Annotated in this window: 17 protein-coding genes, 1 pseudogene and 1 riboswitch; of the genes and pseudogenes, 4 read left to right on the top strand and 14 right to left on the bottom strand. The window is 73.0% G+C overall.

Annotated elements, in window-relative coordinates; all coding sequences use genetic code 11:
- Positions 1 to 25: 25 nt before the first annotated feature.
- The 3 genes from ACZ6ZI_RS22585 to ACZ6ZI_RS22575 all read right to left on the bottom strand — a co-directional run bounded on the left by ACZ6ZI_RS22585 (position 26) and on the right by ACZ6ZI_RS22575 (position 1,894).
- Positions 26 to 688, bottom strand: coding sequence for a hypothetical protein (locus tag ACZ6ZI_RS22585; RefSeq protein WP_469523631.1), 663 nt, complete (start codon positions 686 to 688; stop codon positions 26 to 28).
- 105 nt (positions 689 to 793) lie between these two features.
- Entirely contained in the window at positions 794 to 1,297 is a 504-nt protein-coding gene (locus ACZ6ZI_RS22580) for a GNAT family N-acetyltransferase (RefSeq protein WP_469523630.1), read from the bottom strand.
- 138 nt (positions 1,298 to 1,435) lie between these two features.
- A complete protein-coding gene (locus ACZ6ZI_RS22575) occupies positions 1,436 to 1,894 on the bottom strand; it encodes a hypothetical protein (RefSeq protein WP_469523629.1) in 459 nt (152 codons plus the stop codon).
- Between the two features lie 239 nt (positions 1,895 to 2,133).
- On the opposite strand from ACZ6ZI_RS22575, the gene ACZ6ZI_RS22570 reads away from it, so the two are divergent.
- Entirely contained in the window at positions 2,134 to 3,033 is a 900-nt protein-coding gene (locus ACZ6ZI_RS22570; protein WP_469523627.1) for an aminoglycoside phosphotransferase family protein, read from the top strand.
- Here ACZ6ZI_RS22570 and ACZ6ZI_RS22565 read toward each other — a convergent pair.
- Positions 3,030 to 3,761, bottom strand: a complete 732-nt coding sequence (locus ACZ6ZI_RS22565) for an ArsR/SmtB family transcription factor (protein WP_469523625.1) — start codon at positions 3,759 to 3,761, stop codon at positions 3,030 to 3,032. The genes ACZ6ZI_RS22570 and ACZ6ZI_RS22565 overlap by 4 nt on opposite strands.
- Positions 3,762 to 3,829: 68 nt before the next feature.
- On the opposite strand from ACZ6ZI_RS22565, the gene ACZ6ZI_RS22560 reads away from it, so the two are divergent.
- Entirely contained in the window at positions 3,830 to 4,474 is a 645-nt protein-coding gene (locus tag ACZ6ZI_RS22560; RefSeq protein WP_469523623.1) for a flavin reductase family protein, read from the top strand.
- Between the two features lie 265 nt (positions 4,475 to 4,739).
- Here ACZ6ZI_RS22560 and ACZ6ZI_RS22555 read toward each other — a convergent pair whose 3' ends face one another.
- The 5 genes from ACZ6ZI_RS22555 to ACZ6ZI_RS22535 all read right to left on the bottom strand — a co-directional run bounded on the left by ACZ6ZI_RS22555 (position 4,740) and on the right by ACZ6ZI_RS22535 (position 12,489).
- Positions 4,740 to 5,003, bottom strand: coding sequence for a hypothetical protein (locus ACZ6ZI_RS22555; protein ID WP_469523622.1), 264 nt, complete (start codon positions 5,001 to 5,003; stop codon positions 4,740 to 4,742).
- A 5-nt stretch (positions 5,004 to 5,008) separates the two neighbouring features.
- A complete protein-coding gene (locus tag ACZ6ZI_RS22550; protein WP_469523620.1) occupies positions 5,009 to 9,049 on the bottom strand; it encodes a coiled-coil domain-containing protein in 4,041 nt (1,346 codons plus the stop codon).
- 145 nt (positions 9,050 to 9,194) lie between these two features.
- Entirely contained in the window at positions 9,195 to 10,322 is a 1,128-nt protein-coding gene (locus tag ACZ6ZI_RS22545) for a hypothetical protein (protein WP_469523618.1), read from the bottom strand.
- Positions 10,319 to 10,852, bottom strand: a complete 534-nt coding sequence (locus tag ACZ6ZI_RS22540) for an RICIN domain-containing protein (protein WP_469523617.1) — start codon at positions 10,850 to 10,852, stop codon at positions 10,319 to 10,321. Before ACZ6ZI_RS22540 ends, ACZ6ZI_RS22545 begins: the two co-directional genes overlap by 4 nt.
- A gap of 80 nt (positions 10,853 to 10,932) precedes the next feature.
- The gene (locus ACZ6ZI_RS22535) at positions 10,933 to 12,489 is read right to left on the bottom strand and encodes an AbfB domain-containing protein (protein WP_469523616.1); all 1,557 of its coding nucleotides are present in this window, start codon (positions 12,487 to 12,489) and stop codon (positions 10,933 to 10,935) included.
- Between the two features lie 842 nt (positions 12,490 to 13,331).
- Here ACZ6ZI_RS22535 and ACZ6ZI_RS22530 point away from each other — a divergent pair.
- Positions 13,332 to 13,451 (top strand): annotated as a pseudogene (locus ACZ6ZI_RS22530) (tRNA (adenosine(37)-N6)-threonylcarbamoyltransferase complex transferase subunit TsaD); the annotation flags it as partial.
- A gap of 148 nt (positions 13,452 to 13,599) precedes the next feature.
- The gene (alaS, locus tag ACZ6ZI_RS22525; protein ID WP_469523614.1) at positions 13,600 to 16,245 is read left to right on the top strand and encodes an alanine--tRNA ligase; all 2,646 of its coding nucleotides are present in this window, start codon (positions 13,600 to 13,602) and stop codon (positions 16,243 to 16,245) included.
- Positions 16,246 to 16,482: 237 nt separating this feature from the next.
- On the opposite strand, the gene ACZ6ZI_RS22520 is transcribed toward alaS, so the two are convergent.
- The 5 genes from ACZ6ZI_RS22520 to ACZ6ZI_RS22500 are packed head-to-tail and all read right to left on the bottom strand — an operon-like array spanning position 16,483 to position 23,888.
- Positions 16,483 to 17,298, bottom strand: a complete 816-nt coding sequence (locus ACZ6ZI_RS22520) for an ECF transporter S component family protein (RefSeq protein WP_469523612.1) — start codon at positions 17,296 to 17,298, stop codon at positions 16,483 to 16,485.
- Complete coding sequence (locus ACZ6ZI_RS22515) at positions 17,295 to 18,953, bottom strand: ABC transporter ATP-binding protein (protein WP_469523611.1); 1,659 nt, start codon at positions 18,951 to 18,953, stop codon at positions 17,295 to 17,297. The genes ACZ6ZI_RS22520 and ACZ6ZI_RS22515 overlap by 4 nt, the downstream gene beginning before the upstream one ends.
- Positions 18,950 to 20,134 carry an energy-coupling factor transporter transmembrane component T gene (locus ACZ6ZI_RS22510; RefSeq protein ID WP_469523609.1) on the bottom strand — a complete coding sequence of 395 codons (1,185 nt, stop codon included), beginning with the start codon at positions 20,132 to 20,134 and terminating at the stop codon, positions 18,950 to 18,952. Before ACZ6ZI_RS22510 ends, ACZ6ZI_RS22515 begins: the two co-directional genes overlap by 4 nt.
- 5 nt (positions 20,135 to 20,139) lie before the next feature.
- Positions 20,140 to 21,108, bottom strand: a complete 969-nt coding sequence (locus tag ACZ6ZI_RS22505; RefSeq protein WP_469523607.1) for a hypothetical protein — start codon at positions 21,106 to 21,108, stop codon at positions 20,140 to 20,142.
- Complete coding sequence (locus ACZ6ZI_RS22500; protein ID WP_469524007.1) at positions 21,105 to 23,888, bottom strand: prenyltransferase/squalene oxidase repeat-containing protein; 2,784 nt, start codon at positions 23,886 to 23,888, stop codon at positions 21,105 to 21,107. Before ACZ6ZI_RS22500 ends, ACZ6ZI_RS22505 begins: the two co-directional genes overlap by 4 nt.
- A 393-nt stretch (positions 23,889 to 24,281) precedes the next feature.
- A riboswitch (cobalamin riboswitch) is annotated at positions 24,282 to 24,410 on the top strand.
- Positions 24,411 to 24,438: the final 28 nt, after the last annotated feature.

Raw genomic sequence — 24,438 nt, 5'->3', positions numbered from 1 at the left:
CTCCCGGCCCGGCGTACGTCCACACTCACCAAGGGCTCCGCACCCTGACGCCGAGGGCCCGGACGCGGTCCTGGCCCCGCTGGTCGAGCTTCAGCAGCAGGTCCTCGCCGACGACTCCGTCACGCCGCCAGATGGTGCAGAGGGTCTCCAGCCCCGCTTCGGCGACCTCCGGCTCGGCGTCGGTCGAGGTCCGCACCAGTGCTTCGACCACCGGCCTGCCCCGTAGCCCGCCCAGTGCCCGCGCCGTACGGGCCCGCTGCTCCGCAGGGACGGCAGGGTCGGCCAGCGAACGCAGCACGTCCGCGGTGTCGCGGGAGTCCTGACAGGGCAGCACCCACACCAAGAACACGAGCTGCGCGCCGAGCACGATGAGGTACTGCAGCGGCACGAGCAGGGCCACGGGCAGCAGCAGGAGCAGGGGCAGCACGACCAGCCGGCCGCCGCGGATCCGCGAGGCACCGCCGGACGGCGGCTCGAATCGCCGCTCGGCCAGCAGGACGAGGACGAGCATGGTCACGCCCGTCAGGAGCGGCAGCACGATCAGCCCGGCCCCCAGCCCCGCACCGAGTGCCGCCCAGACGGGATCGTCGCCCAGAACGGGCAGCACCAGCGCCGCGCCCACCCAGCCGAGACCGGCGGTCATGACGTAGCGCCGCAGACAGACCCACAGCCAACTTCCCGTGCTCATGGCGGATTCCTCACCTACAGGCGCCGATGACCCACCCGGCGGGGTCCTCGACGGTCAACGCGGTTGTCAGCGCGGCCTAGACGGCCGGCTTTCGCCATCGGTGCCCTACGCGCCGGGGTGTTCCGGCAGCGCGAGCCAATCCGTCCAGGAGATCTCTCGGCCGAGGTAGCGCGGCTGCTCGAACGGCCAGTCGGCGGCGATCCACCGCGGCACCAGCTCGTCGAGGGCCGCTTCGACCTCGCTGCCCACCAGCTCGTCCACCACCCACCAGGAGACCTCGCCGTCCGCGCCGGCCCTCTCCGGCGGGTCGATGTAGACGCAGCCGAGCAGAGCCGTCTCCGCCGCGTCGAACAACGCGTAGTTGAAGGACTGGTGTGCGGCGATCTCCTTCTCGTGCCGCAGCAGGTCGGCCCGGTCGGCCTCGTACGTCATGGTGGCCGCGGGCCAACCCCAGGCCGGGCCGTAGATGGTCCACAGCCGCTCACGCGAACCCATCACAGCCGGATAGTCGAGCGGGGTGTCCGCCTCCCGGATCGGCCGCAGGTGATGACCACCGCCCGGCAGCGGTACCAGGACGGGATGGACGAAGTCGTCGGGAAGCCAGCTCATAGCGCCCGACCGTAGCAGCGCGCGGCAGTCCGCTTCCCCCGGATTTTCCCGATGAGCCGCCAGGCCCTGCTCAGGGGTCGGTCATTCCTTGCCGGCGCGGCAACGACCGTCTCGCCGGATCGGCGGGCCCGGTGGGGGTTACCTGTAGTAGGTGTCGAACGAGGCGACCCAGAGCGCCGACAGGGGCAGAACGGACAGTTGCACGACGACGGTGGTCCAGCACCGGGCCAGGACCGCGGCGGAGGCGCTCCACCAGGCTGCCGCGTACAGGAGGTTCACCGCCCCTTCCTGGTATCCCTGGCCTCCGGGATCCATCATGCCGGGGTACCCCATCCACTCCTCGGTGAAGACGCCGTCCGAGCCGAACACGATGACCGCCGACAGCAACCACAGATCTGCCGGCAGTGCCACGACGGCGAGCGCCCGGTCGAAGCGCAGGTACGCGGGGGCCGGGCGGAGCAGGCGGACGAGCGGATGCCCCTGATCGCGGACCCACCGCTGCCCCCGGATGCGCCACAGAACCACCGAGGCGTATCCGAGCCAGACCAGGGCCACGGCCCAGCCGACGATGGCGAACAACCCGAAGAACATGATCATGCCTCACCAGAGGGCCCTCGCCACCGGAGTGGTTCCCTCCGCCCTCAGGGGTGCTCCGGCCCGGACAAGAACCCGAGGCGGGCGCGTCGGACCCCGAAACCGCGTTTGAGGCGGCCTCCCTGCGTGAACCCCGACGATCGGCCTCCGCGTCAGGGAAATCCGGTCGACAGGCGCGCCGCCAAGCATTGTGATGGCCCCAGTTGCCTGCCGTGGGGGCGGGCCGATGACAGGAGCCGCTCTTGGCAACCGGGAAAGTCACAGACGGCCGTCGCGCGATCGATGCCGCGTTGGTCAGACGTCTGGTCGATGCGCAGTTCCCGCAGTGGGCCGAGCTGCCCTTGGAGTTGCTCGACCCGGCCGGCTCCGACCATGTGATCTACCGGATGGGCGAGGAGTTGTCCGTTCGGCTGCCCCGCCATGAGGGAGCCATCGGGCAGGCCCGGAAGGAGTCCGCGTGGCTGCCACGGCTCGCTCCGCACCTGCCCCTGGCCGTCCCCGTGCCGGTGGGGGTGGGGGAGCCCGGCTTCGGATATCCGTGGCCCTGGGCTGTCTCCCGTTGGCTGGACGGCGAGGTGGCGACCGTGGAGGCGCTGGGTGATTCGTGCGAGGCCGCTGTCGAACTGGCCGGGTTCCTGACCGCTCTCCAACGGTGCGAGCCCGGGGAGATCTCGGCCCAGGGCGCCCGCGAGGACCTCACCCCCCGGCCGCTGGTCGCACGGGACCGGGCGACGCGGGCCGCCATCGCGGACGTGGGCGGTCCGTTCGACACGTCTGCCATGACCGAGTTGTGGGAGGCGGCGCTGGGCGCCCCTGCTTGGGACGGCCCACCGGTGTGGTTCCACGGTGATTTCCACACCGGCAACCTGCTGACCGTCGACGGCCGCCTCAGCGCGGTCATCGACTTCGGCGAACTCGGCGTCGGCGACCCGGCCCGCGACCTGACGATCGCCTTCACCCTGATGTCCGCCAGGAGCCGGGCCGCCTTCCGCGCCGCGCTCGGCGTGGACGAAGCCACCTGGATCCGGGGCCGCGGCTGGGCGCTGGCCACGGGACTGAACGCCTACGCCCACTACGCCGCCGTCAACCCCCGCGTCGCCGCGCAGACCACCCGCCAGATCACCGAGGCCCTGATCGGCTAGGAGCGTGGGTCGGTGACGGACCAATCGTCGGACGGGCCGAGGTGGTCCCGGAGGGCGCGCCGGCCGGTGTCGGTGAGAACGACGGCGCGGCTGGTGCCGATCTGAGTGATCCAGTCGGAGTCGAAGGCATGCCGGCACACGGCGGCGCCGACGGTGCCGGCCAGGTGGGGGCGGCGTTCCGTCCAGTCCAGGCATGAGCGGACGGGCGGACGCCGCCTGTCGGGCGGAAGGCTGATGCCGAGCTCGTTCAGCCAGGCGATCCCGTTGCCGGTGAGCGTCAGTCCATGCTCCCAGTCGAGCAGTCCCCGATCGGTCATGGCCGTGGTGATCGCGACCCCGAGGGCGCCGGCGAGGTGGTCGTAGCAAGTCCGGGCGCGGGCCAGCGCCCGGCTGCGGTTGACAGCCGGCAGTGAGTGGGGCGGGGTGGCTCGTAGGGGCGCCATCGAGGCAAGGTTCTCGATCAGTTCCGCCGTGGCGGGGTCGGCCAGGCGAACGTAGCGGTGACGGCCCTGACGCTCCTGTGCCAGCATTCCTCCGGCGACGAGGAGGTTCAAGTGCTCAGTCGCGGTCGAGGCGGCCACCCCGACATGCCGGGCCAACTCGGTCGCGGTCCAGGCCCGGCCGTCCAGCAGCGCGAGGCAGAACCCTGCGCGGGTGTTGTCGGCCAGGAGACCGGCCAGGGCGGCCAGGTCCGGGCCCTCGGCATGCGCGTCACGGTTGTTGTTCATCACCGTCCATCATCCACCGGGGATCCTTCGGCGCGCGCCGAAGCTTCGCCGCCCTACCGTCGGGTCCCATGAACACCCTGACGCCGGACAGCGCACCCGCCGACACCTCCGCGGACCATGTGACCATCACACCGAGCATCCTGTACTTCGGAACACCCGTCGTGCTGCTCTCCACGGAGAACGAGGACGGCTCCTTCAATCTCGCGCCGATCTCCTCGGCCTGGGCGCTGGGCCAGGTGGTCGTCCTGGGTGTGGGGGTCGAGGGGCAGACCGCGCACAACCTCCGCAGCCGGCCCGAGCTCGTGATCAACCTGCCCGCGCCGACCCAGTGGCCGGCGGTGGAACAGCTCGCGCCGCTCACCGGGCGCATCCCCGTGCCCGTGGACAAGCGGGGCGCCTTCCGATCCGAGCGGGACAAGTTCGCGGCCGCCGGGCTGCGACCTGAGCCCTCCGCGCTGGTCCGGCCGCCGCGGGTCGCCGAATGCCCCCTGCAACTGGAGGCCCGTGCCGCCCGGGTCCAGCCCGACGTCTCCGGCGTGTTCCTCATCGTCGAAGCCCAGGTGCTCAAGGTCCACGCCGATCCGCGCATCGTCGTCCCCGGCTCTCGGCACGTCGACCCGGCCAGGTGGAGCCCGCTGATCTACAACTTCCGCCACTACCACGGACTGGGCCCCGAGCTCGGCCACAGCTTCCGTTCCCAGACACCCCGCTGAAGCCACCTGGACGCCTGGCCGACCGGCTCCGTTGTCGCCCACGCGGTCCGCCGCGACACGGACTCCGTGATCTGCCGGCTGCGCTTCCGCATCACGGCCGACGTGAGCCGGCGGCTGTTGACGCGCCTCTGACTGCGGCTCCAGGTGTTTGGTGCACCGCCGCCGAAACGGTGCCGATTCCGCTGCCCGGACGTGCGGTTCCGCTGGAACGGGCAGTCCTGAGTCCGGTGGGGCGGGCGCGGTCCGACCGAGCCCGCCTTCCGGGTCAAGGCCGCGGCGGTGTGCGCAGAACGCGGGCCGTGGTGCGGTCGGTGTCCAGAGCGCTGAGGCGGACCGATTCCCTGTCGGCGTCCAGGACCACGGCGGGGTACACGTGCCCGATCAGGGTCTCCGGGTCGGTGTCGGGCCACTGCGGGTATTTCGCGTTGACGATCTGTCCGGGGGTGCCGTCGGTGAACTCGACGTCCAGCCCCCAGGGGCGGGCCGCGACGACGACGACCTCGTACTCGTGGTGCAGGATCGGAATCATGGGTGTCAGTTGCTTCCTGGCTTGGGGATCCACGTGCGATCGACCGTCAGAGCGTTGAACTGGGCGAGGTCGGAGTACGGGATCTCCCACTCGATGCGCGGGGCTCCCTTGGGGCCCTTCCAGTCGTAGCGCTTCGCGGCCTTGGGGAACTTGACCAGGAACTCCATCTTCATGTCGTACCTGATCATGCCCGAGGCGTAGGGGCCACGGCCCCAGTACTCGCCGGCCACGCTCTTCTCCCCGAAGTAGATCAGGCCGTTGTCATCGGGTATGCGCGAGGCGGGGTTCGGGCCGTGGGCCCGCTCGTAGGCGACGTCCACGGTCTTGGGGGTGCGGTAGATGGGGAAGACGCAGTCCTGGTCGGTCTTCGGCTTGTCCCCGGGCTTCGCGCTCGGCACGGCCATCGCGCGGGCCTTGGGTTTGGGGTCGCGCGTGGAGCGGTCGCAGCTGAGACCGAGTTTGTCGAGCTTGGTCTTGGCGTCCTCGAACCTCTCGTCGTACTTGTCGACCTTCTTGCGAGCCCCGTCGACCTTCTCCAGGAACCCCTTGATGCCCCAGATGGCCTTGCTGATCTTGGGGATCTTGCTCGCGATCTTGGCTGCCTTGGTCCACGGCAGGTTCGAGACCACGGCCCACAGACAGGTGGGGATGTCCGGGTCGTCGATGCACGCCTTGATGTCCTCGGCGACGAGCTCCACCAGGATCTCGGCCCCGTTCTCCAACAGGTAGTCCAGCAGATCCTGGGCTGCGAGGTCACGGGCCAGGTCGAGTTCCTCGCCGGTCAGGCCCGCCTGCTGCAGGGCCCACTGGACGGAGAGGTCGAGGACGAGCTTGTCCAGCGCCGCGTGGCCCGCCTCGGAGGATCCTCCGCCGGTGCCTCCGCCGGTTCCCCCGCCGCCGTCCTGGCCACCGGGCTTGGTGTACTTGACGTTCTTGACGGCCGCCGCTGCGAGGGCCTTGCGCGCCCTTTCCCGCTCCTCGTCCTCCGCCCGTTTCGCGGCGTCCTCGGCCTCCTTGGCGTACGTCTTGGCGTTCTTGGCGGCGTTCTCGGCGGACTTGGCGTGCTCCTCGGCGGACTTGGCCAACCTGGCGGCGTCCGCCGCGTCGCGTTCCGCCCGAGAGGCGAGATCGCGGGCCGCGGCGGCCTCCTTCTCCGCCAAGGCCGCGGCTGCCGAGGAGGCTGCGGCCTGGTTCTCCGCGTCCGTGGCGGCGGAACGAGCCCGCTGCGCGTCGATTTCGGCCTGGGTGGCCGCATCACGAGCCTTGCCGGCGTCGGCGAAGGCCTTGTCGGCGGCCTGCCGGGCGATGCCCGCGTCGGCCTTGGCCTGTTTGTCGGCTCCCTCGGCCGAGACCGCGGCGGTGCGCGCCTTGGCGGCGTCGGAAGCCGCGTCCGCGGCGGAGGCGGCGGCACGGGAGGTGGAGCGGGCGGCGTCCGCGGTGGACCGGGCCGCCTGAGCCGCGGCCGTGTAGGCGGGTGCCACCTGGGCGTTGGCCTTCTTCGCCGCCGCCTCGGCCGCGACGGCCGCCTTCACGGCCTCGTCCGCCTTGGCCTGGGCCGAGGCGACCTGCTCCGCTCCCATGGCGAGGGCGGCGCGGGCGACTGCGACGGCGAAGTCCGCGCCGACGTCGGAACCGGTGAAAGGAGCGACCAGGGTGATCGCCGTGTTCGCCGGGTCGGCGATACCGGCGGCGGTGGTGCGGGCCGCCAACGCGGCCTGGACCGCGATCGACGCGTGCAGCTGGGCCATCGCGGCCTCGCTGGACGCCCCGCTCGCCTCGTCGCGGGTGCGGTGGGCCGCCTGGAGCGCACCGTTGGCCTCGACGGCGGCACGTCCGGTCAGCCGGGCCGCCTCGTGCGCGGCCTCTCCGGCGCGAGCCTCCTGGAGGGTGGCCTCCCCGGCCTTGGAGCCGGCCCGCTGGGCCTGGGCGTGGGTGGCGTCGGCCTGGGATCCGGCCTTGTCGGCGGCGGCGTCGGCGGCCGAGGCCGCCGCTTCGGCCAGCCCGGCGGCGTGGTCGGCCCGGGCCGCGTGGGCACCGGCCTCCGCGGCTGCCGCCCGGGACCGGGCGGCAGCGCCTTGCGCCTCGACGGAAGCGGCGCGAGCGCGCTCGGCCGAAGCACCGGCGTCATTGGCCGCGTTGCGGGCCCTGGTGGCGGCCGAAGCGGCGTTGCCCGCCTCGGTACGGGCCTCGACGGCCGCGCGGCGGGCGTTCTCGGCGTCCACGGTGCCCTGCGCGGCGGCCGCGACGGACTCCAGGGCGCGGGCCCGGGCGTCCTGGGCGCGCTGTTCGCGTTCGGCCTGGGCCGCCTCGTCGCGGGCCCGCCGCGCCGCGGTCTCCTGGTCGCGGGCCTGACCGTCGGCCTGGGCTGCCCGGCCCTCCGCCTCGGCGGAACGATTGCGGGCGAGCTGGGCGTCCGCCTGGGCGACGCGGGCTTCGGCGCGCTTGGCCGCGGCGGTGCGGGCCTCGGCGTCGGCGACGGCGCGGGCGGCGGCGGCGTTGTCACGCTCGCGTTGCGCCCGGGTCCGGGCCTCGGCCGCGAGGGCGCGTTCCCGCTCGGCGACGGCCCGCTGCTCTTCGGCGATCTTCGCCTGGCGCTGTGCCTCCTCACGGGCCCGGCGGGTCTTGTCGGCGTGCTCCCAGGCGGTCTTCGCGGCCTGTTCGGCGTCGATGCGCGCCTGCCGGGACTGCGCGGCGGCGTCGGCGGCGGTCTTGGCCTGCTTCTCGGCCTGTGTGGCGAGTTCGCCGGCGGTCTTGGCGTGCTGTTCCGCGTTGGTGCGCCAGGCGGTGGCCTGCTTGGCGTGCAGTTCGGCCTGGTTCTGGGAGTTCAGGCCGGCGGCGTCGGCGGCGGCGGCGTCCACGGCGTGCTGGGCGGTGCGGGCCGCGCGGGCGGCGGCGTCGGCCGCGGCGGCGATACCGGCGGCCACGTCGGACCACTGCGTGCCGTGGGTCAGCCCCGTCTCGACGAGGATCTCGGCCTGGACCTTGGCCTGACCGGCCGCCACCTGCGCCTGTTTGGCGGCGGTGTCCGCGAGACCGACCTGGATCGCGACGGTCTCCTTGGCGGCCGTGTAGTCGGAGAGGCGCTTGCCGGCGCGGTCTCCGGCGAGGAGGCGGTCGGCGTCGCGGGAGGCCCCGGCGGCCACGCTCATCGCGTTGGAGGCGTTCTTCAGGGCCTTGACGGCGTTGCCGTGGGCGGTGATCAGCTTGCCCCGGGCCTCGCCCGCACGGGCCGTGTTCTCGGCGAGTCGACGCAGGCGCTCGGCGGCTGCCAGGGCTTCCTGCTGCTCCTTCTCCCGGGCGGCCCGTTCGTCGGTGTCCTTGCGGGCGGCGGGCTCGTAGCCCTTCTCCAGGTACTCGGCGATGACCTTGTCGTCACCGGTGGCCAGGGCCACGCGGGCGGTGCGCTTCACCTCCGGTCCGCCGCCGGCGGCGAGGATCTCCACCCGCTTGCGATTCTCCTCGGCGCGCTTGCGGTCGTTGTCCGCGGTGGTCTTGTCCCGGCCTCGGGCGATCTCCGCGCCGAAGGCGAGGAAGTCGGCCCGATCCTGCGCGGTGCCCTTGAGGACCCGCTCCACCTCGGCGTTGAAGAAGGCGCCGCCGGTGCCCTTGAGCGCCTCGATGGTGCGCCGGTTGCCGATGTCGACCGCGTCGCGCTTGTCCTTGGCGCGTTGCCGCGCCTCCGCCTCGCCCCGCTCCAGGAATTCGCGGATCGCGCGCGGATCCGTGCTCTCCAGGGCCTTGCGGGCGGCTGCCCTGACCTCTTCCTCGTCATCGAACTCGGCGTAGTCCTCGACCAGTTGTCGGTCCGCATCGGCGCTGATGCGGGCGAGACCGGTCAGCGGCACCGCGGGCGGCGCGGCAGCGGCGCCGCCGGTCGGGGGTGCGGTGGCGGGCAGGAACCCGGTCCACGGAGCGGCGACGGCCGGGGCCGGCCCGAGCAGGCCCGTGAGCAGACCCGCGGCAAGGACCGTCGAAACGGCTCTGGTGATGGACGCCCGTGGGCGTCCGGTTCGTCTTCCGGCCCGAAGCCGGAGTGTCCCCCTCATGGGATGTGTCCCCTTCACTTTCTTCGCGTATATGGATCAACCGCAGAAAAAGCGGCAAACAAGTGCCCCGCCCTGCGAAGGCGGGGCACCGCTGCCGCGGATCCGCCGACCCGCCCCCAAGGGCCGGTCGGCGGTCGGCGTCAGGTCAGCCCGCGACGCGCGTCTGGCCGTCCTGGGCCCGTCGCAGCAGGTCCTCCCAGAAGGCGATGGGTGCGGCCGCGCCCCGCTCCTCGGCGGTCCACGCCGTCAGGTTCTCCCCGGCGGGGCCGACGATGGTGTGCCAGGGGCCGTCCGGGTTCTGTCGCGCGAACTCCTGGATCTCCCCCCAGTTGCGGGCCTGGAGACCGGCCCCGGTCCGGTCCGCCTGCCACGCGGTTCGGGCGTCACCCGCCAGAGCGGCCACCGCGCGCCAGGCCCGCAGGGCCTCCGCACGCGCCGCTTCCCGGTCCATCGCCGCGGGCAGCGCGTCCTCGGCATCGATCGCCGTCTTCAATGCGATGGCGAGGACCCGATGCCGCAGCGACTCCTCGTCCGCCGTCCGCAGCCGATACCCCTCCAGATCCAGGGCACCGCCGGTCACCCAGCCGTATCCGTGGAACTCCCGCAGGTCCGCGTCCGAGGCCCCGGGCCGCAGCGCCCATTGCGCGGCCACCCGGACCTGCTCGCCCGGGTCGCGGCGGGCGAGCGAGCGTACGAACTCCCGCTCGCGTTCGGTGACGGCGCGCTGCTCTCCGGCCGCCGTCTCCCGTACCGTCCGATCCTCCTCCTGGGCCCGGGCGTACCCCGTCCGGACGAAGGCGGAACGGTCGGCGTCGGTGCCCTTCAGGGCCTGTTCGGCCGCACTGCGGGTGCGGGGGGCGAACGACGCCGGGTGGGTGCGCACGACGCGTTCGCAGAAGTGCCGGTTGCGGGTACGGGTCTCACGCAGACGCTGCCTGGCGAAGTCGTAGCCGCCGCCCGCGGCCAGCCACTCGCCGATGGCCTGGTCACCGCCCGTGTGCCTCAGGGCGTTCCACGCGGAGGTGCGCAGCTCGGCCGGGAGCCCGGAGAGCGCGATACGACGGACCTGTTCCCGCGCCCCGTCGAGCGCGGCGGCGTGGGCGGCGCGCGCCTCGGGACTCCCGACCGAGGACGCGGCCGAGGCCGGGGTCGGGGTCGGGGTCGGGACGGCCTCGGTGCCGGGGGAGGCCTGCGCCGTCGGTGCCGCGAGCGCGATCGTCAGGAGGACGGTCGCTACCCCGGTCGTGAGCCGGGCCGGCCCGTGGCCGCTCACCCGGTCACCGGTACGGCTCGAAACACCTGGGTGAACTCGTCCGCCGAGACGGATCCGCAGGTCATGTTGAGCGGCCGTCGGCGCTCCGCGTGCGGCAGGGTCAGACAGCGCTTGGGGGAGCGCGTGGAGAGCCGGACGGTGGGCTGGGCGCCTCCCGTGAGCGTCTCGGCCTGCCACTTCTCGTTCGTGAGGTTGTTGACGGCCTTGTCGGCACACCAGTTCAAGGTCACGCCGGCGCCGCCCGGCATGTGGCCCAGGCACCGGCCGGTGAGTTTGGAGACGACCAGGACGGAGTTCTCGTCCAGGCGCCGGAACTCGAAGCGCTGCGCCTCGCTGTCGGCGTCGCAGGGTGCCGCGAGCAGACCCGTGGCCAGGAACGAGGCTCCTTCGGGCTGGAGACACGTGCCCGCGCGGTCGGACCTGAGCTGGTGGTACGAGCGCTCCTCGACGGCCTGGGAGGTGGTTGCGCAGGCCATCACGGTGGCGGCCGTGACGCAGGCGGCCAGTGCGGTTCTCGTGATGCGGGACATGGGTGTCCCCCTTCCGTGTGAGCCGGACGTGCTCCGGCGGGGCGGGACGGACGATCGTGATGTCGGTGTCGCGGCGCCGGTCACGGCGCGAGCGGCGGAGTGATGCGCCAGACCGCGTTGCGCATGATCACGATCGGCGCCGTCACCAACTGCCCCGCGTTGTAGTCGAGGTACTGGTTGGGATCGATCGCGGACTTCCACAACACTCGGTCGCCGCCGTCGGTGCACCAGGTGGCACTGTTCCGGAAGTCCGGCGTCCGGTCGTCCACGGCGACCTTCAGCGCACTGCCGGGCTTGCCACTGAGGTAGTGCCCGGGCTTGGTGGCCGCCTCCAGCGAGTGGCAACCCGCCCGCCCCGAGAGGGCGGGCACGATGGCCCAGGTGGCCTCCTCCCGGTCGCGCTGCGGACTCCTGGAGTCGACGGGGGTGAGGAATCCGAGCCCGTGGTCGACGGAGCTGTAGCGCGCGAACCAGCCCTCGACCCCGTTCGCGGGCAGCAGGATCTGCAGGGACTGACGACGGAACCGCTTCTGGTTCTCCTCCTTGAGGAAGTCGCTGATCCGCTCGTCACCGCCCGCGAGTGCCTTCTTGGCCGCCGCCACGAGGTTCGGGTTCACCCCGGTCTTCTCGGCGGCGTCCTGCATCTGCTGGGTCAGCAGCCGGTTGGCGGCCGCGATCTTCTTGCGCCGTGCCTCGTCGTCGCGCTTGTAGGCGGCGTCGGCACCGGTGAGAAGGAAGTCCAGCCAGTCCGCGGGCTTCGGGCTGAGCAGCGCGCGTTGGGCGGCGGAGTGCAGTTCGGAGCCCTTCAGGTCGGCGGGGGCCTGACGCAGCATCTCGCGCAGGAAGTTGTCGTCGCTCACGTCGAGCAGGCCCTGGGTCATCGACACCCGGAACAGCGCGGCCACGTTCTTGCGGGCCGCCTGGTTCTTGCGCAGCTCCGCCTCTTTGCGGTCCCTCTCGGCGATCTCCTCCAACTCGCGTGCCACGTCGCGGCGATGGGCCTCACGCGCGCCGTTGACGATGAACTCACGCCAGGCCGCCTGGTCCGCGGCGAGTGCCTTCGCGGCCGCTGCGCGTACTTCCGGGCCCGAGGCCGCGTGCCGGAGGACGGCCCGGACGAAGTTGTCGTCGCTGAGCGCCAGCAGCTCCGGGGTGGGGGTGATGCCGATCACGGTGAGGACCTGTTGGCGGGCCAGCCGTGTCACCCGCTCGGCTTCCGCCTTGTCCCGTTCGCGCTGCTGGTCCTGCCGGTTCGCCTCGTGGATGCCGGTGACGACGAACGTGACCAGGTCGGCGGCGACCGCCCCGACCATGGCCCGCTCGGCCGCGGTGCGAACGGACTCCCGTCGCTCACCGGCCTCGCCGGCCTTCCGCCACAGCGCGTGGACGAAGTCGTAGTCGCTCAGGAGCAGTACGTCGGGCGTCGGGTCGAGTCCGACCACGGCCGCCGCGTCGACGCGTTGGGCCTCGGTGGTGCCCACGGCCGTGGCGAACGCCGCCTGGCGTTCCTCGGGAGCCGGCGCCGCGACCACGGACGTCTGAACACCGAGCGCGAGGACCGTGGCGACAGCGGTGGTGCCGATGACGAGGCGGGGGAGGGCGCCGCCGCGGGCGCCGGAGATCGTGGTTCTTCTCATGGATCGATGGCTCGCATTCGTAGGCGATGGGCGTGTTTCGGCCCCGGGCGTGAGGCCGGTGAAACAGGCGTGGCGGGTCTTCGTGAGACGGGTCGGCATGCCGGGGACGGCGCTCGACGCGGCATGACGGTTCCGGTGGATGGCCGGGCATGACGGAACGGTGAACGACGGCACCGTCGGCTCGCGCGATGCCGGGTGTGTGGAAGGTCCGGTCCGTGCGGAACCGGAAAAGCGGAATGCGGAACGCACGCGTGGCGTGCGGGAAAAGCCCCCGTGGTCGTCGTGTGACGCCTCGTTCCGGGGAACGGGGCGTGGGTCGTGCTCTCGTCACGGGAGGGTGGTCAGCCTGATCCCGGTAGAGCGGTACCGACTGGTCAGGTCGGTGATCATGGACCCTAACAGGACTCCACGGCGACGAAGAGTGAGATTCGGCCCGCGGGCCGGCCCGCGCCCCTCACCGCAGGAAAGGAGGGAAGAGTTCCCTTTCCTGCGGATGCCCGATGGAAAGCGCATGTGCCCGGGCCGAGGCGCATGGGCACCCTCCCTGACGACGCCGCGGCGCCGCTGCACACCGACTCCGCAATCTGTCAGGTCGCGCGGGCGCCCCCGGCGCGGTCGCCGTGAGGACGGTCTCTGGTTTGGATGGGATCGGCCGAAATGGTGATCTCGCACGGTGGGTCCCGCATGAGCGGGAAACCTCTCGAACGCGCTCTCGCCCGGCCGACGGGTGACCGGCACTCGCCACGCACTCGCCCGCCTGGCCATTGCCTCGACCGCGTATCTTGTTGCAACAGGGTTGCAACTACGTAGGCAGCGCGAGAGGAGTCGTCGTGAGCTCTCCTGTGCTGCTCGGCACCGAGTCGTCGTGCGACGAGACGGGAGCCGGCGTCGTCTCCGGCGGGCGGCAGCTCGCGCACATCGTGGCGTCGAACAAGGACGAGCACGCGCGGTCCGGCAGCGTGCCCGGTGGGCGGCGTGGCCGCAAGCCACCCGTCCCGCCCCCGAGGGCTTCGGCCAAGCCGCCTTCCCGGGCCCGCGCCATCCCGCCCGCACCGCCCTCCCGCACCGCCGTCCCGCATCCCATCTGACCGACCGACCGGAGCACCCGTCTTGCGTACCGCCGACATCCGCACCAGATTCCTCGACTACTTCGCCGAGCGCGGCCACACCGTCGTCCCCAGCGCACCCCTGCCCACCCCGGACCCGACGCTGCTGTTCGTCAACGCCGGCATGGTGCCGTTCAAGCCGTACTTCACCGGTGAGGCCGCCCCGCTGTGGGAGCGGGCGACCAGCGTGCAGAAGTGCGTGCGGACCCTCGACATCGAGGAGGTCGGAAAAACCACCCGACACGGCTCCTTCTTCCAGATGAACGGCAACTTCTCCTTCGGGGACTACTTCAAGGAAGAAGCCATCTCCTACGCCTGGGAGCTGTCCACCAACGCCCAGGCGAACGGCGGCTACGGCCTCGACCCCGACCGGATCTGGGTCACCGTCCACCACTCCGACACCGAATCCCGCGGCATCTGGCGCAAGGTCGCCGGCCTGCCCGACGAGCGGATCGTGGCCCGCGGCGACGAGGACAACTTCTGGTCCATGGGCGTCCCCGGCCCCTGCGGACCCTGCTCCGAGCTGTACTACGACCGGGGCCCCGCCCTCGGCCGCGAGGGGGGACCCGCGGTCGACGAGGACCGGTACATGGAGTTCTGGAACCTCGTCTTCATGCAGTACGAGCGCGGCGAGGGCCCCGGCAAGTCCGGCTACCCGATCCTGGGCGAGCTTCCCCGCCGCAACATCGACACCGGCATGGGCCTGGAGCGCATGGCCACCCTCCTCCAGGGCAAGGACAACCTCTACGAGATCGACGAGACCCGCCCCGTCCTGGAGCGCGCCGCCGGCCTCGCCGGCGTCCGGTACGGCGCCGACGCACAGGCGGACGTACGGCTCCGCGTCGTAGCCGACCACGTCCGCACGGCGCTGATGCTCCTCGCGGACGGCACGGCTCCCGGCAACGAGGGCCGCGGCTACGTCCTGCGCCGCATCCTGCGCCGCGCCGTCCGCTCCATGCGCCTGCTCGGCTACCGGGACCCGGCCCTGCGCGAGCTGCTCCCGGTGGCCCGCGACTGCATGGCACCCAGCTACCCCGAGATCATCGAGGCGTTCCCCCGGATCACCGACCAGGCGTACGGCGAGGAGGACACCTTCCGCGCCACCCTCAGGCAGGGCACCACCGTCCTCGACACCGCCGTCACCAGGGTGAAGGCGGAGGGCGGGCGCGCGCTGCCGGGCGCCCAGGCGTTCCTGCTGCACGACACCTACGGCTTCCCCATCGACCTCACCCTGGAGATGGCCGCCGAACAGGGCGTCGAAGTGGACCGCGAAGGCTTCACCGCGCTGATGAACGCCCAGCGGGAGCGGGCCCGCGCGGACGCCCGCGCCCGCAAGTCCGGCGGAGCCGTCGACACCACGGCCCTGCGCACGGTCCTGGACGCGAACGGGCCCACCGACTGGCTTGCCTGGGAAACCCTGACCACCGAATCCCGCGTCCTCGCGGTCCTCGGGGCCGAGGGCGCGGTCCCCCTGGCCCGGACCGGGGAGATCGTCACCGTCATCCTGGACCGTTCCCCCTTCTACGCCGAGTCCGGCGGCCAGGACAGCGACGCGGGCATCCTCTCCGGCGCCTCCGTCGAGGCCGAGGTCCTCGACGTCCAGCGGCCCCTGCCGGGTCTCGTCGCCCACCAGGTACGGATCACCGCGGGCGAACTCGCTCCCGACGACGCCGTCCACGCGGCCGTCGACCCGGAATGGCGACTCGGCGCCCGCCAGGCCCACTCCGGCACCCACGTCCTGCACGCGGCCCTGCGCGAGGTCCTCGGCCCCACCGCCCTCCAGGCCGGCTCCTACAACCGCCCCGGCTACCTCCGCCTCGACTTCCCCTGGCGCGGCGGCCTCTCCGCGACCGTCCGCAGCGAGGTCGAGGAAGCCGCGAACCGCGCCCTGCGCCGTGACCTGCCCGTCGGAGTCCAGTGGATGACCCTGCCCGAGGCCAAGGAGCTCGGCGCGCTCGCCCTGTTCGACGAGACGTACGGGGAGAAGGTCCGCGTCGTCGAGATCGGCGGGGCCTGGTCGCGGGAACTGTGCGGCGGCACCCACGTCGAGCACGCCTCGCAGATCGGCACGGTCGCCCTGACCTCGGAGGGCTCGGTCGGCGCGGGCATGCGCCGCCTGGAGGCCGCCGTCGGCGTCGAGGGCTTCGCCTACCTCGCCCGCGAACGCGACCTCGTCGCCCGCATCGCCGAACAGCTCGGCGCCCCGCGCGCCGAACTCCCCGAGAAGATCGCCGCACTGCTGGAGCGGCTCAAGACCGCCGACCGGGAGAACGCCCGCCTCAAGCAGCAGGCCACCGGCGCGCGCGCGGCCGAACTCGCCGGCAGCGCGGTGGACGCGAACGGCGTCCAGGTCGTCACCGCCACCGCCGACGGCGGCGCCGACGAGGCCCGCGCCCTGGCCACCGCCGTACGCGACCGACTGCCCTCCGGCACGCCCGGCATCGTCGGCGTCGGCACGGCGGCCGGTGTCGTCGTCGTAGCCCTGAACCAGGCTGCCGGTGAGGCGAATCTGAACGCCGCCGCGCTGGTCAAGCGGCTCCTCGGCGGACGTGGCGGCGGCTCGCGGGAACTGGCCCAGGGTGGCGGCCTGGCGGCCGACCGCCTCGCGGACACCCTGGCGGAACTGCCCCGCCTGGTCGGCGACCGCTGACGCGTCACCGCTGGCACCACCGGCCGGATCACGGTGGCGCTGCCCGACCGGGTCCTCGGGCCCACCCGCAGCCGAAGCTCTGCGGGTGGGCCGACGGGCGATCGTTCCGGGTGGTGGTCCCGTTTCGGCGACGGCCGTTCGAACCGGTACGGATCATGTCTCCACGGCGCGGTGATGTGTCCCGGCGCCGCTCGCGAGGCCATCCCTCGAACGGCTGACGGGAAGACGGAGACGTGATCATCGGTCGGCGGGCGCCGCGCCGGGCTCGAAGCGGATCGGGGCCTGGAAGCGGGCCTTGCGGGCCGCGCGGCGGAAGACCGTGAGCACGGCGGGACCGGCCAGGCAGACGCAGACGAAGTTGGTGACGGCGCGTCCGGTGTCCCAGCCGAGGGAGGTGGCCAGGTCGAAGGCGAGGTAGCGCTGGAACTGCTCGGTGAAGGGCAGACCGGGCAGATAGGCGATCGAGCTGTTGGGGTCGAGGGAGAAGGGCCAGAAGGAGAGGTTGAGGAGGAAGCCGAAGAGGTAGCCGGAGACGGAGCCGTAGACGGCGAGCATGGCCACCTCCCCCCGGCCGGTGGCCTTCGGGAGGAAGCCGGCGAGCATGCCGACGAAGGCGCAGCCGAACATCTGGTAGGGCATCCACGGGCCCACACCGCCGGTGATCAGGGCGGAGGCGAAGAGGGAAGTGCAGCCGAGGGTGAAGCCGAAGCCCGGTCCGTAGACCCGGCCGGCCAGGACGAGGATGAAGAAGACGGTCTCGATGCCCGCCGTCCCCGCTCCGAGCGGTCGGACGGCGGCGTTGACGGCCGACAGGACGCCGAGCATGGCCAGTGCCTTGGAGTTGATGCCGCCCTCGGCGATCTCGGACATGACGACGCAGAGGACGATGACGAGCAACACGCCGAAGATCAGCGGCGGGGCGTAGTTCGAGCCGAACTTCCCGGGTGCGACGAGGAAGGGCCAGAAGAACGCGACGATGCCGAGGAAGGCCGCCATGGCGATGACGATTCCGGCGCGCGCGTTGATCCGGATGGCTGCGGCACGTGCGGTCATGAGGTCGGGTCCGTCCCGTCGCCGGTGAGGGTGGCGGCCGCCTGGGCGACCGTGAGGTAGGGGAGGGGGGCGAGGATCTTCGCGGTCTGGGGTGCGAAGACGGGGGAGGCGACGATGACCTCGGTGGTGGGGCCGTCGGAGACGACGTCGCCCTCGGCCATGACGACGACGCGGTCGGCGGCGCGGGCGACGAACTCGACGTCGTGGGTGGAGATCACCACCGCCCGACCCTCGGCGGCGAGGTCGTCGACGATGCGGATCAGCTCGTCCTTGGCGCGGTAGTCGAGGCCGCGGGTGGGTTCGTCCAGGAGCAGTACCCGGGGCGCCGCGGTCAGCTGGATCGCGAGGACGAGGGCGAGCTTCTGGCCCTCGGACAGGTCGCGCGGGTGGGTGGCGTCGGGGATGCCGGGGGCGAGTCGGTCCAGGAGGGCGCGGGCCCGGATCCCGTCGAAGGCGACCGCGGACTCGGTGTCGGCCTGGTCCAGTTCCTGCTTCACGCTCTCCAGGTAGAGGAGGTCGGTGGGTGTCTGCGGGACCAGCCCGACCAGCTGCCGGGCCTCCGCGGCGGACAGTTTCCGCGGATCCCGGGGCGGCCGGGCGCCGCCGGGGGGCGTGACGGCCACGGAGCCGGCCTTGCGGGGGCCCGAGCCCTGGAGGGCCCACAGCAGGGAGGACTTGCCGGAGCCGTTGCGGCCCATCAGCGCGGTGATCTCCCCGCCGCGAAGGTCCAGGTCGACCTCGCGGACGGCCGCGACGCCCTGATACGCCACCGTCACCCCGCGGGCCTTCAGCAGCGTGGCGGCGTCGACGGTGGGCGCCGGGCGTACCGGTGGCGCAGTGGTTCCGGCGAGGCGGGCGCGCAGGGGTGCGGCGGCGCGGCGCGCGTCGCGGATGGAGAGCGGGAGCGGGTCCCAGCGGGCGGCGCGGCCGAGCTCGACGATGGGCGGGGCGATGGAGGACGTACGGAAGACCTCGGCGGGCGGGCCGCAGACGACGCGGCCGTCCCCGGGGAGGTGGATGACGCGGTCGGCGTACTGGACGACGCGCTCCAGGCGGTGTTCCGCCAGCAGGACCGTGACGCCGAGGTCGTGGACGAGCCGGGTGACGGCGGCCAGGACCTCCTCGGCGGCCGTCGGGTCCAGGGCGGAGGTGGGCTCGTCCAGGACGAGGACGCGGGGGTGGGCGGTGAGGACGGAGCCGATCGCGACGCGCTGCTGCTGGCCGCCGGAGAGTTCGTGCAGGGCGCGGTGGCGCAGGTCGGCGAGGCCCAGCAGGTCCAGGGTCTCCTCGACGCGCTTGCGCATGGTGGCGGGCGGAACGGCCAGTTGTTCCATGGTGTAGGCGAGTTCCTCCTCGACGGTGTCGGTGACGAAGCCGTCGAGGGGGTCCTGGCCGACGACCCCGACCACGTCGGCGAGCTCGCGCGGCGGATGGTGGGCGGTGTCGCGGCCGTCGACGAGGACGCGGCCGTACAGGGTGCCTCCGGTGAAGTGGGGGACGAGCCCGTTGACGGCGCCGAGGAGGGTCGACTTGCCGACGCCGGTGTGGCCGACGACCAGGCAGAGTTCGCCTTCCTCGACGGTGAGGTCGACGTCGCGCAGGACCGGCTCCACCGTGTCCTCGTAGTGGACGGTGACCTGGTCGAAGGTGATCACTTGGCTACCTCGGTGCGCTGTGCGGGGACGGTCGGCCGGGCGGGGGCCGTCGGGGGTGGTGCCAGGAAGCCGGCCGCGCCGGCGAGGAGGATCGCGGCCGCCGGGACGAGCGGCAGGGTCGGCCAACTGAGCGGGTAGATCGACGGGTTGAGCTCGGCGGCGTCGAAGCCCGCATTGCCGAAGAGCAGGACGGCGGACAGCACTCCGCATCCGGCGACAGCCCACTCGGCGGCCCGCCAGGGATCCGGCCGGTACGTGGTCCGGGTGACGCGGCGCCCCCCGATCCGCAGGCCCGCCACGCAGAGGGCGGCGCCGATGCCCAGGGCGGGCAGGCCGAGCAGCTTCGGCGCGGTCGCGTCGAGGAGCCCGTACGCCCCGGCGCACAGGCCGCACATGCCGAGCAGCATGAGGGCGCCGGTGGCCCGGCGGGAGCGCCGGGTGGCGGTTCCGGCGCGGCCGTAGCCGCGGGAGTCCATGGCGGACGCGAGGCGCAGGGATCGCTCCAGGGCGTCTTCGAGGACGGGCACGATGATGCCGCGCAGGGCGCGCAGCCCCTTGGCGCGCCCGGCACGCAGCCTGCGGGCACGGTGCACCCGCTGGACGCTCGCCACCAGTTGGGGCGCCACGCTGATGGAGACGGTGACGGCCACCCCCAGCTCGTACAGGGCCCCCGGGAGCACCCGCAGGGCGCGCTTGGGGTTGGCGAGGGTGTTGGCGGCGCCGATGCAGCACAGCATGCAGGCCAGGCGCAGCCCGTCGGTCGCGGCGGACAGCAGCGCCTCCAGGGAGACGGGGCCGCCGAGCTGGATGCCCGCGTACCAGTCCGGGGTGGGGATGCGGGGCAGGGAGAAGAGGAAGTGGTCGCGGGGGGTGATGCCGGTGGCGAAGACCGCCCGGAAGGTCACGCGGATCGCGACGACCGTGAGGGCCAGGTACAGGTAGTACTTGAAGCCGCGGGCCCAGGGGGCCTCGGTACGGCGCATGGTGATGACGTACCCGAGGACCGCGAGGACGAGGAAGAGCAGCAGCGGGTTGTTGGTGCGGCTGACGGCGGTGGCGAGCGCGAGGGCCCAGATCCACCAGGCGACGGGATGCAGGGTGCGGGGCAGACGGCGGCCGCCCGTGTCCGGCGCGGGGCCGGACACGGGCGGGGTGGCCGCGGCCGTGGTGGTGCGGGACACGCCGGCTACTCCGTACGACGGCGGCGCTTGGCCGCGTACACGGCGGCGGCGCCGATCAGGAGCACCAGCGCCCCGGTGGCGACGGCGGGCAGGTACGAGCCCGCGTCGTGCTCGGCGTCCGCGGCGGGAGCGGCCTCCACGACCTGGGGGCCGGGGGCCGCAGCCGCCGCCGCGGGAGTGCCGGACGGCGGTGGTGCCGAAGGGGACCCGGTGCCGCTCTGGGAGGGGCTCGCCGGTGCCGAGGGGCTCACCGGGGGAGAGGGGCTCGCCGGGGGCGGGATGCTCACCGGAGGTGTGGGGAGGGGCGGCGGAGTCGTCGCCGGACGGGCCGGGGGCGGGTTCTCCGGCTTGGGCCCCGTGTTGACGTCCGGCGGCAAGGGTTTGGCGGTGCGGGTGTCCTGGGGGGCGGGGCCGCCGGTGGGGCGGGCGTTGTGGGCGCGCAGTTGGTCGGGGGTGACGGCGGGCTTGCCCTCGGTTCCCTCGATGTCGGTGCCGCCGAAGATCCACAGGTCGACGCTGCCCGGCTTGGGCTTGTAGAGCATGGCGCCGAGCTGGCTGTACTGCCAGGTGTTCTGGCCGGGGTCGGCGTGCCAGTACGACCAGTAGGCGGAGGCCGGCGGGGTCAGCACGCAGTCGTCCTGCTGCGGCGTCGGGAACTGCCTGCCGCCCTGGTGGCCGCTGTAGCCGATGCGGCAGATGAAGGCGGGGCCGTCGTGGCCGGTGCCGGTCGTGGCCCAGCCGCCCTGGTTGAGCAGCTCGTACCCCGTGGTGGGCGTCGTGCCGCAGGACCGGTAGACGGGTCCGCCCCAGCGGCTGAAGTCCACGGCGAGGACCACCCCGGAGGAGGTGGTGCACTGCCCCATCGGCTGCGGCGCGGCGCCCGCCGGGGCGGAGGTGGCGGCGAGGGCCGCGACCGTCAGCCCCAGCGCGGCGGCCGTCCGACCCAGGGCCCGTACGACGCGGTGACTCCTCATGCCCGCCCCCCGGGGGTCGGGCGGCGGCGCTTCGCGGCGCGGGTGAGGCCCCAGCCGCCGAGGGTCAGCAGCAGGGCCGTGCCGGCGAGTACGCCGACCCGGGCTCCGGTGGAGGCGAGGGGACCGCCCGCGGACCCGGTGCCGCCCGCGGAGCCCGTTCCGCCCGCGGACCCGGTGCCGCCCGCCGATCCGGTGCCGCCCGCCGAGCCCGTGCCGCCGCCGTTCTCGCCCGGGGTGACGATGACGGGTGAGCCGTTGCCGCCGGAGGTGCCGCCCGAGGTGTTCGCGGAGCCGCCGCCCGAAGTCCCCCCGGACGGAGTGGGGATCGGCTCGGGGGTGGTGCCGCTCAGATCGCCGGTCAGTACGCCGAAGGAGATGCCAGTGGCCCCGCCGACGGCCTGGGCGGAGGCACGCAGATCGGAGCCGGGCTGGCCCCCCTTGACGACGTTGAAGCCGCCGTCGGCGTTCTGCTGGCTCGCCAGGAACGTGCGGGCCTTGGCGATCTGCGCGGCGTACCTGGGCGCGTCCAGGGAGAGCCCCTGGACGGCGAGGGCGGCGGAGTTGACGGAGTTGCCGGACGCGCCGGGGAAGCCGCCGTCCTCCTTCTGCTGGGCCGCGATCCAGGCGAGCGCCTGGTCCACGGCGGCCTGGGACGCGGCGTCGGGGAGCAGGTCGACGGTCATGGCGGCCATGGCGGTGGAGTCCACCTCGGGGCCGCTGGGTTCGCCGATCAGGCTGACCCAGGCGCCGGAGGGCGTCTGGAGGCTCTTGAGGTAGGCGATCGGTTCGGCGGCGGCGGCGTTCTCACCGGCGCGGAGCTGGGCCATGACACCGAGGGACTGCTTGAAGACGGAGGTGGCGTAGTGGTAGTTGCCCTTCGCCGCGCATTCCTGGACGGTCGAGGTCTTCTCCGCGCAGGTGATCTTGGCGAGGGCGGCGATCAGGTCCTGGCCGCCGAAGTCGCGGGGGTCGCGGCCGACGGCCTGGGCGAGAATGGCCGTCTTGCCGATGGAGCCGCCGCTCGCGTACTTCGTGCCGATGAGGGTCCAGTCGTGGATGCCGCGCTTCCTGCCGTCCTTGCCGCCCTTGTCCATGAAGTCGACGATGCGGCGCAGGGCGGCGTTGTCCCCGCCGGTGGCGGCGAGGGAGTAGGCGCCGTCGATGGTCATCCCGTAGTCGGCGAAGCCGGTGCCGGGCTCGCTCTCGTAGAAGCGGCCCTGGACCAGTTGGGAAGGGGCGGTCAGGTAGGCGACGCCCTTCCTCGCGTCGGGCCCCTCGCCCGCCGGCGGAGTGGTCGGCGGTGTGGCCGGCTTGGCGGTCACGGCGGCGAGATCGCTGCCGGCGCCCGCGAGGGCGGCGGTCGCGGTGGGGTACAGCCTGGGCTCGGTGTCGTCCTCGCCGAACCCGAATCCGCCCGTCGCCAACTGCCGCTTGGCCAGCCAGGAGACGCCGGCGTCCGCGAACCTCTCGTCCCCGAGGGCGCGCAGCGCCTGGGCGGCCCAGGCGGTGGCGGTCGGGTTGCCGGTCGTCTCGTAGTAGACGGCGGGCCAGGCGCCGGTGGGCAGCTGCGACCGCTTCAGGTAGTTGCGGGCCTTCTGGAGCACCGCCTCGTGGCCGCCGCCCCGCTCCAGGGCCAGGGTGAGCAGACCGGTGGCGCCGGCCTCGCTCTCGCATCCCGGGCTTCCGGGCCGGATGAGGATGCTGGTGAACCCGCCGTCCTCGCACTGGAGGGCCGCCAGTCGGGCCACCGAGCCGGCCGGCGGCGTCACACCGGCGTTGACCAGGGCGATGACGGCCATGGCCTGGGCGTCGGCCTGACCGGTGGTACGGAAGTCGCCCTTGGTGAAGCAGCCTTCGACCCTCTCGCCGTCCCCGATGTCGCGGGGGCAGGCGTACTTCACGAGGTCGCCGAGCAGGTCGTGCCCGCCGAACGCGCGAGGATCCTTGCCGGTGGCCTCCGCGACCAGCGCGAGCCGGGCCGCCGCGGTGGCGTCCGGGATCGCGTCCTTGCCGGCCGGGTAGGCGTACGCGTCGGTCTGCGCGGGCGTGTCGAGGAAATCGGCGATCTTCCTGGCCACGGGGCTCTTGCGGTCCGCCGCCACGAGGGCGAAGACGGCCTCGGTGGTGAGGAGGTGGTTCGGGGTGGTGGAGCCCTCGTCGACGACGCGGTCGCCTTCCTTGAGCGTCCCGGTGACCCAGCGCGTGGCGGCGGGGACGTCGATCCGGCCGGCGGGCACCTTGGGCGGGGCCGTCGGGACGGTCGGGTCGGGGGTGGTGTAGCCGCGTACGTCGTCGGGGGTGAAGGACGGCTGCCCCTTCGTGCCGCCGCCGACGTCGGTGCCGCCGTAGACCCAGGCCTCGACGTCGCCGGGCTTGGGCTTGCGGGCCATGGCTCCCAGCTGGCTGTAGGACCACTTGCGCTGCCCCGGCGAGGCCGTCCAGTACGACCAGTAGGCGGTGGCCTGCGGGGTCAGGACGCAGGCTTCCCTTTCCGGCGTGGGGTACTGCGTACCCGTGCCCTTGCCGATGCGGCAGAGGAAGGCGGGACCGTCGTGCACGGTGCCCGTCATGCTGAAGCCGGCCGTCTGGAGCAGCTCGTAGCCGGTGGTGGGAGTGGTGTCGCAGCCCTTCTCCACCCTGCCGCCGAACGGGGCGAAGTCCACGGCGACGATCGCGCCGGTGGTGGCGGTGCACCGCTCGATCGGGTCGGCCGTGGCGGGCCCCGTGCCGCCCACGAAGGCGGCGCTCGCGGCGGCCAAGGTCAGCAGCGCCGCTGACATGAGCGACAACAGCCCCGTGCTCCCCAGGTGTCGCTCTGATTGCTGTGCGGTCCCCACCACGGCCCCTCGTGTCGGCCGGGCGGACCAGTGCGTGGCGAAAAGGGCCTCCGCGGCCCGTGGGGTACACGGGGAAGGGAAGCCGTTCGAACCACGCCGTAGTCCGCGACGGCGTCTCTCGCTGCAAAAACCTGGCTCCAGGCATTCCGACTCGCCCGGACGGTGCCGGGCCTACGGTTGCGGGTCAGCGCCGGATTTCGACCGGCTTCCCCTGGAGCTGAGTGCTTATCAGTCGGAGTGGAACACGCGGATAAAGACAGCGTCAAGGTGGTCTGCGTCTCATGTGACACACCGTCGGCCGCTCCTGCCCGTGCCGGGTACGGCGGCTGGCGGACCCTTGATCACTCGGGTAGCGTCCTGGGCTGCCACATGGGGGAACCCGGCGCGAATCCGGGGCTGACGCGCAGCGGTGTGGGACGGCAGGGGGCCGTCCCGAGCCCGAATGCCCATGCGGCGAGGCACATCACAAGCCGTACCACGCGATCGGACGGCC

Source organism: Streptomyces sp. NPDC103540, assembly GCF_055584445.1.
Note: the sequence above shows the minus strand (reverse complement) of the source record. Positions and strands in the feature narration are given on the sequence as shown.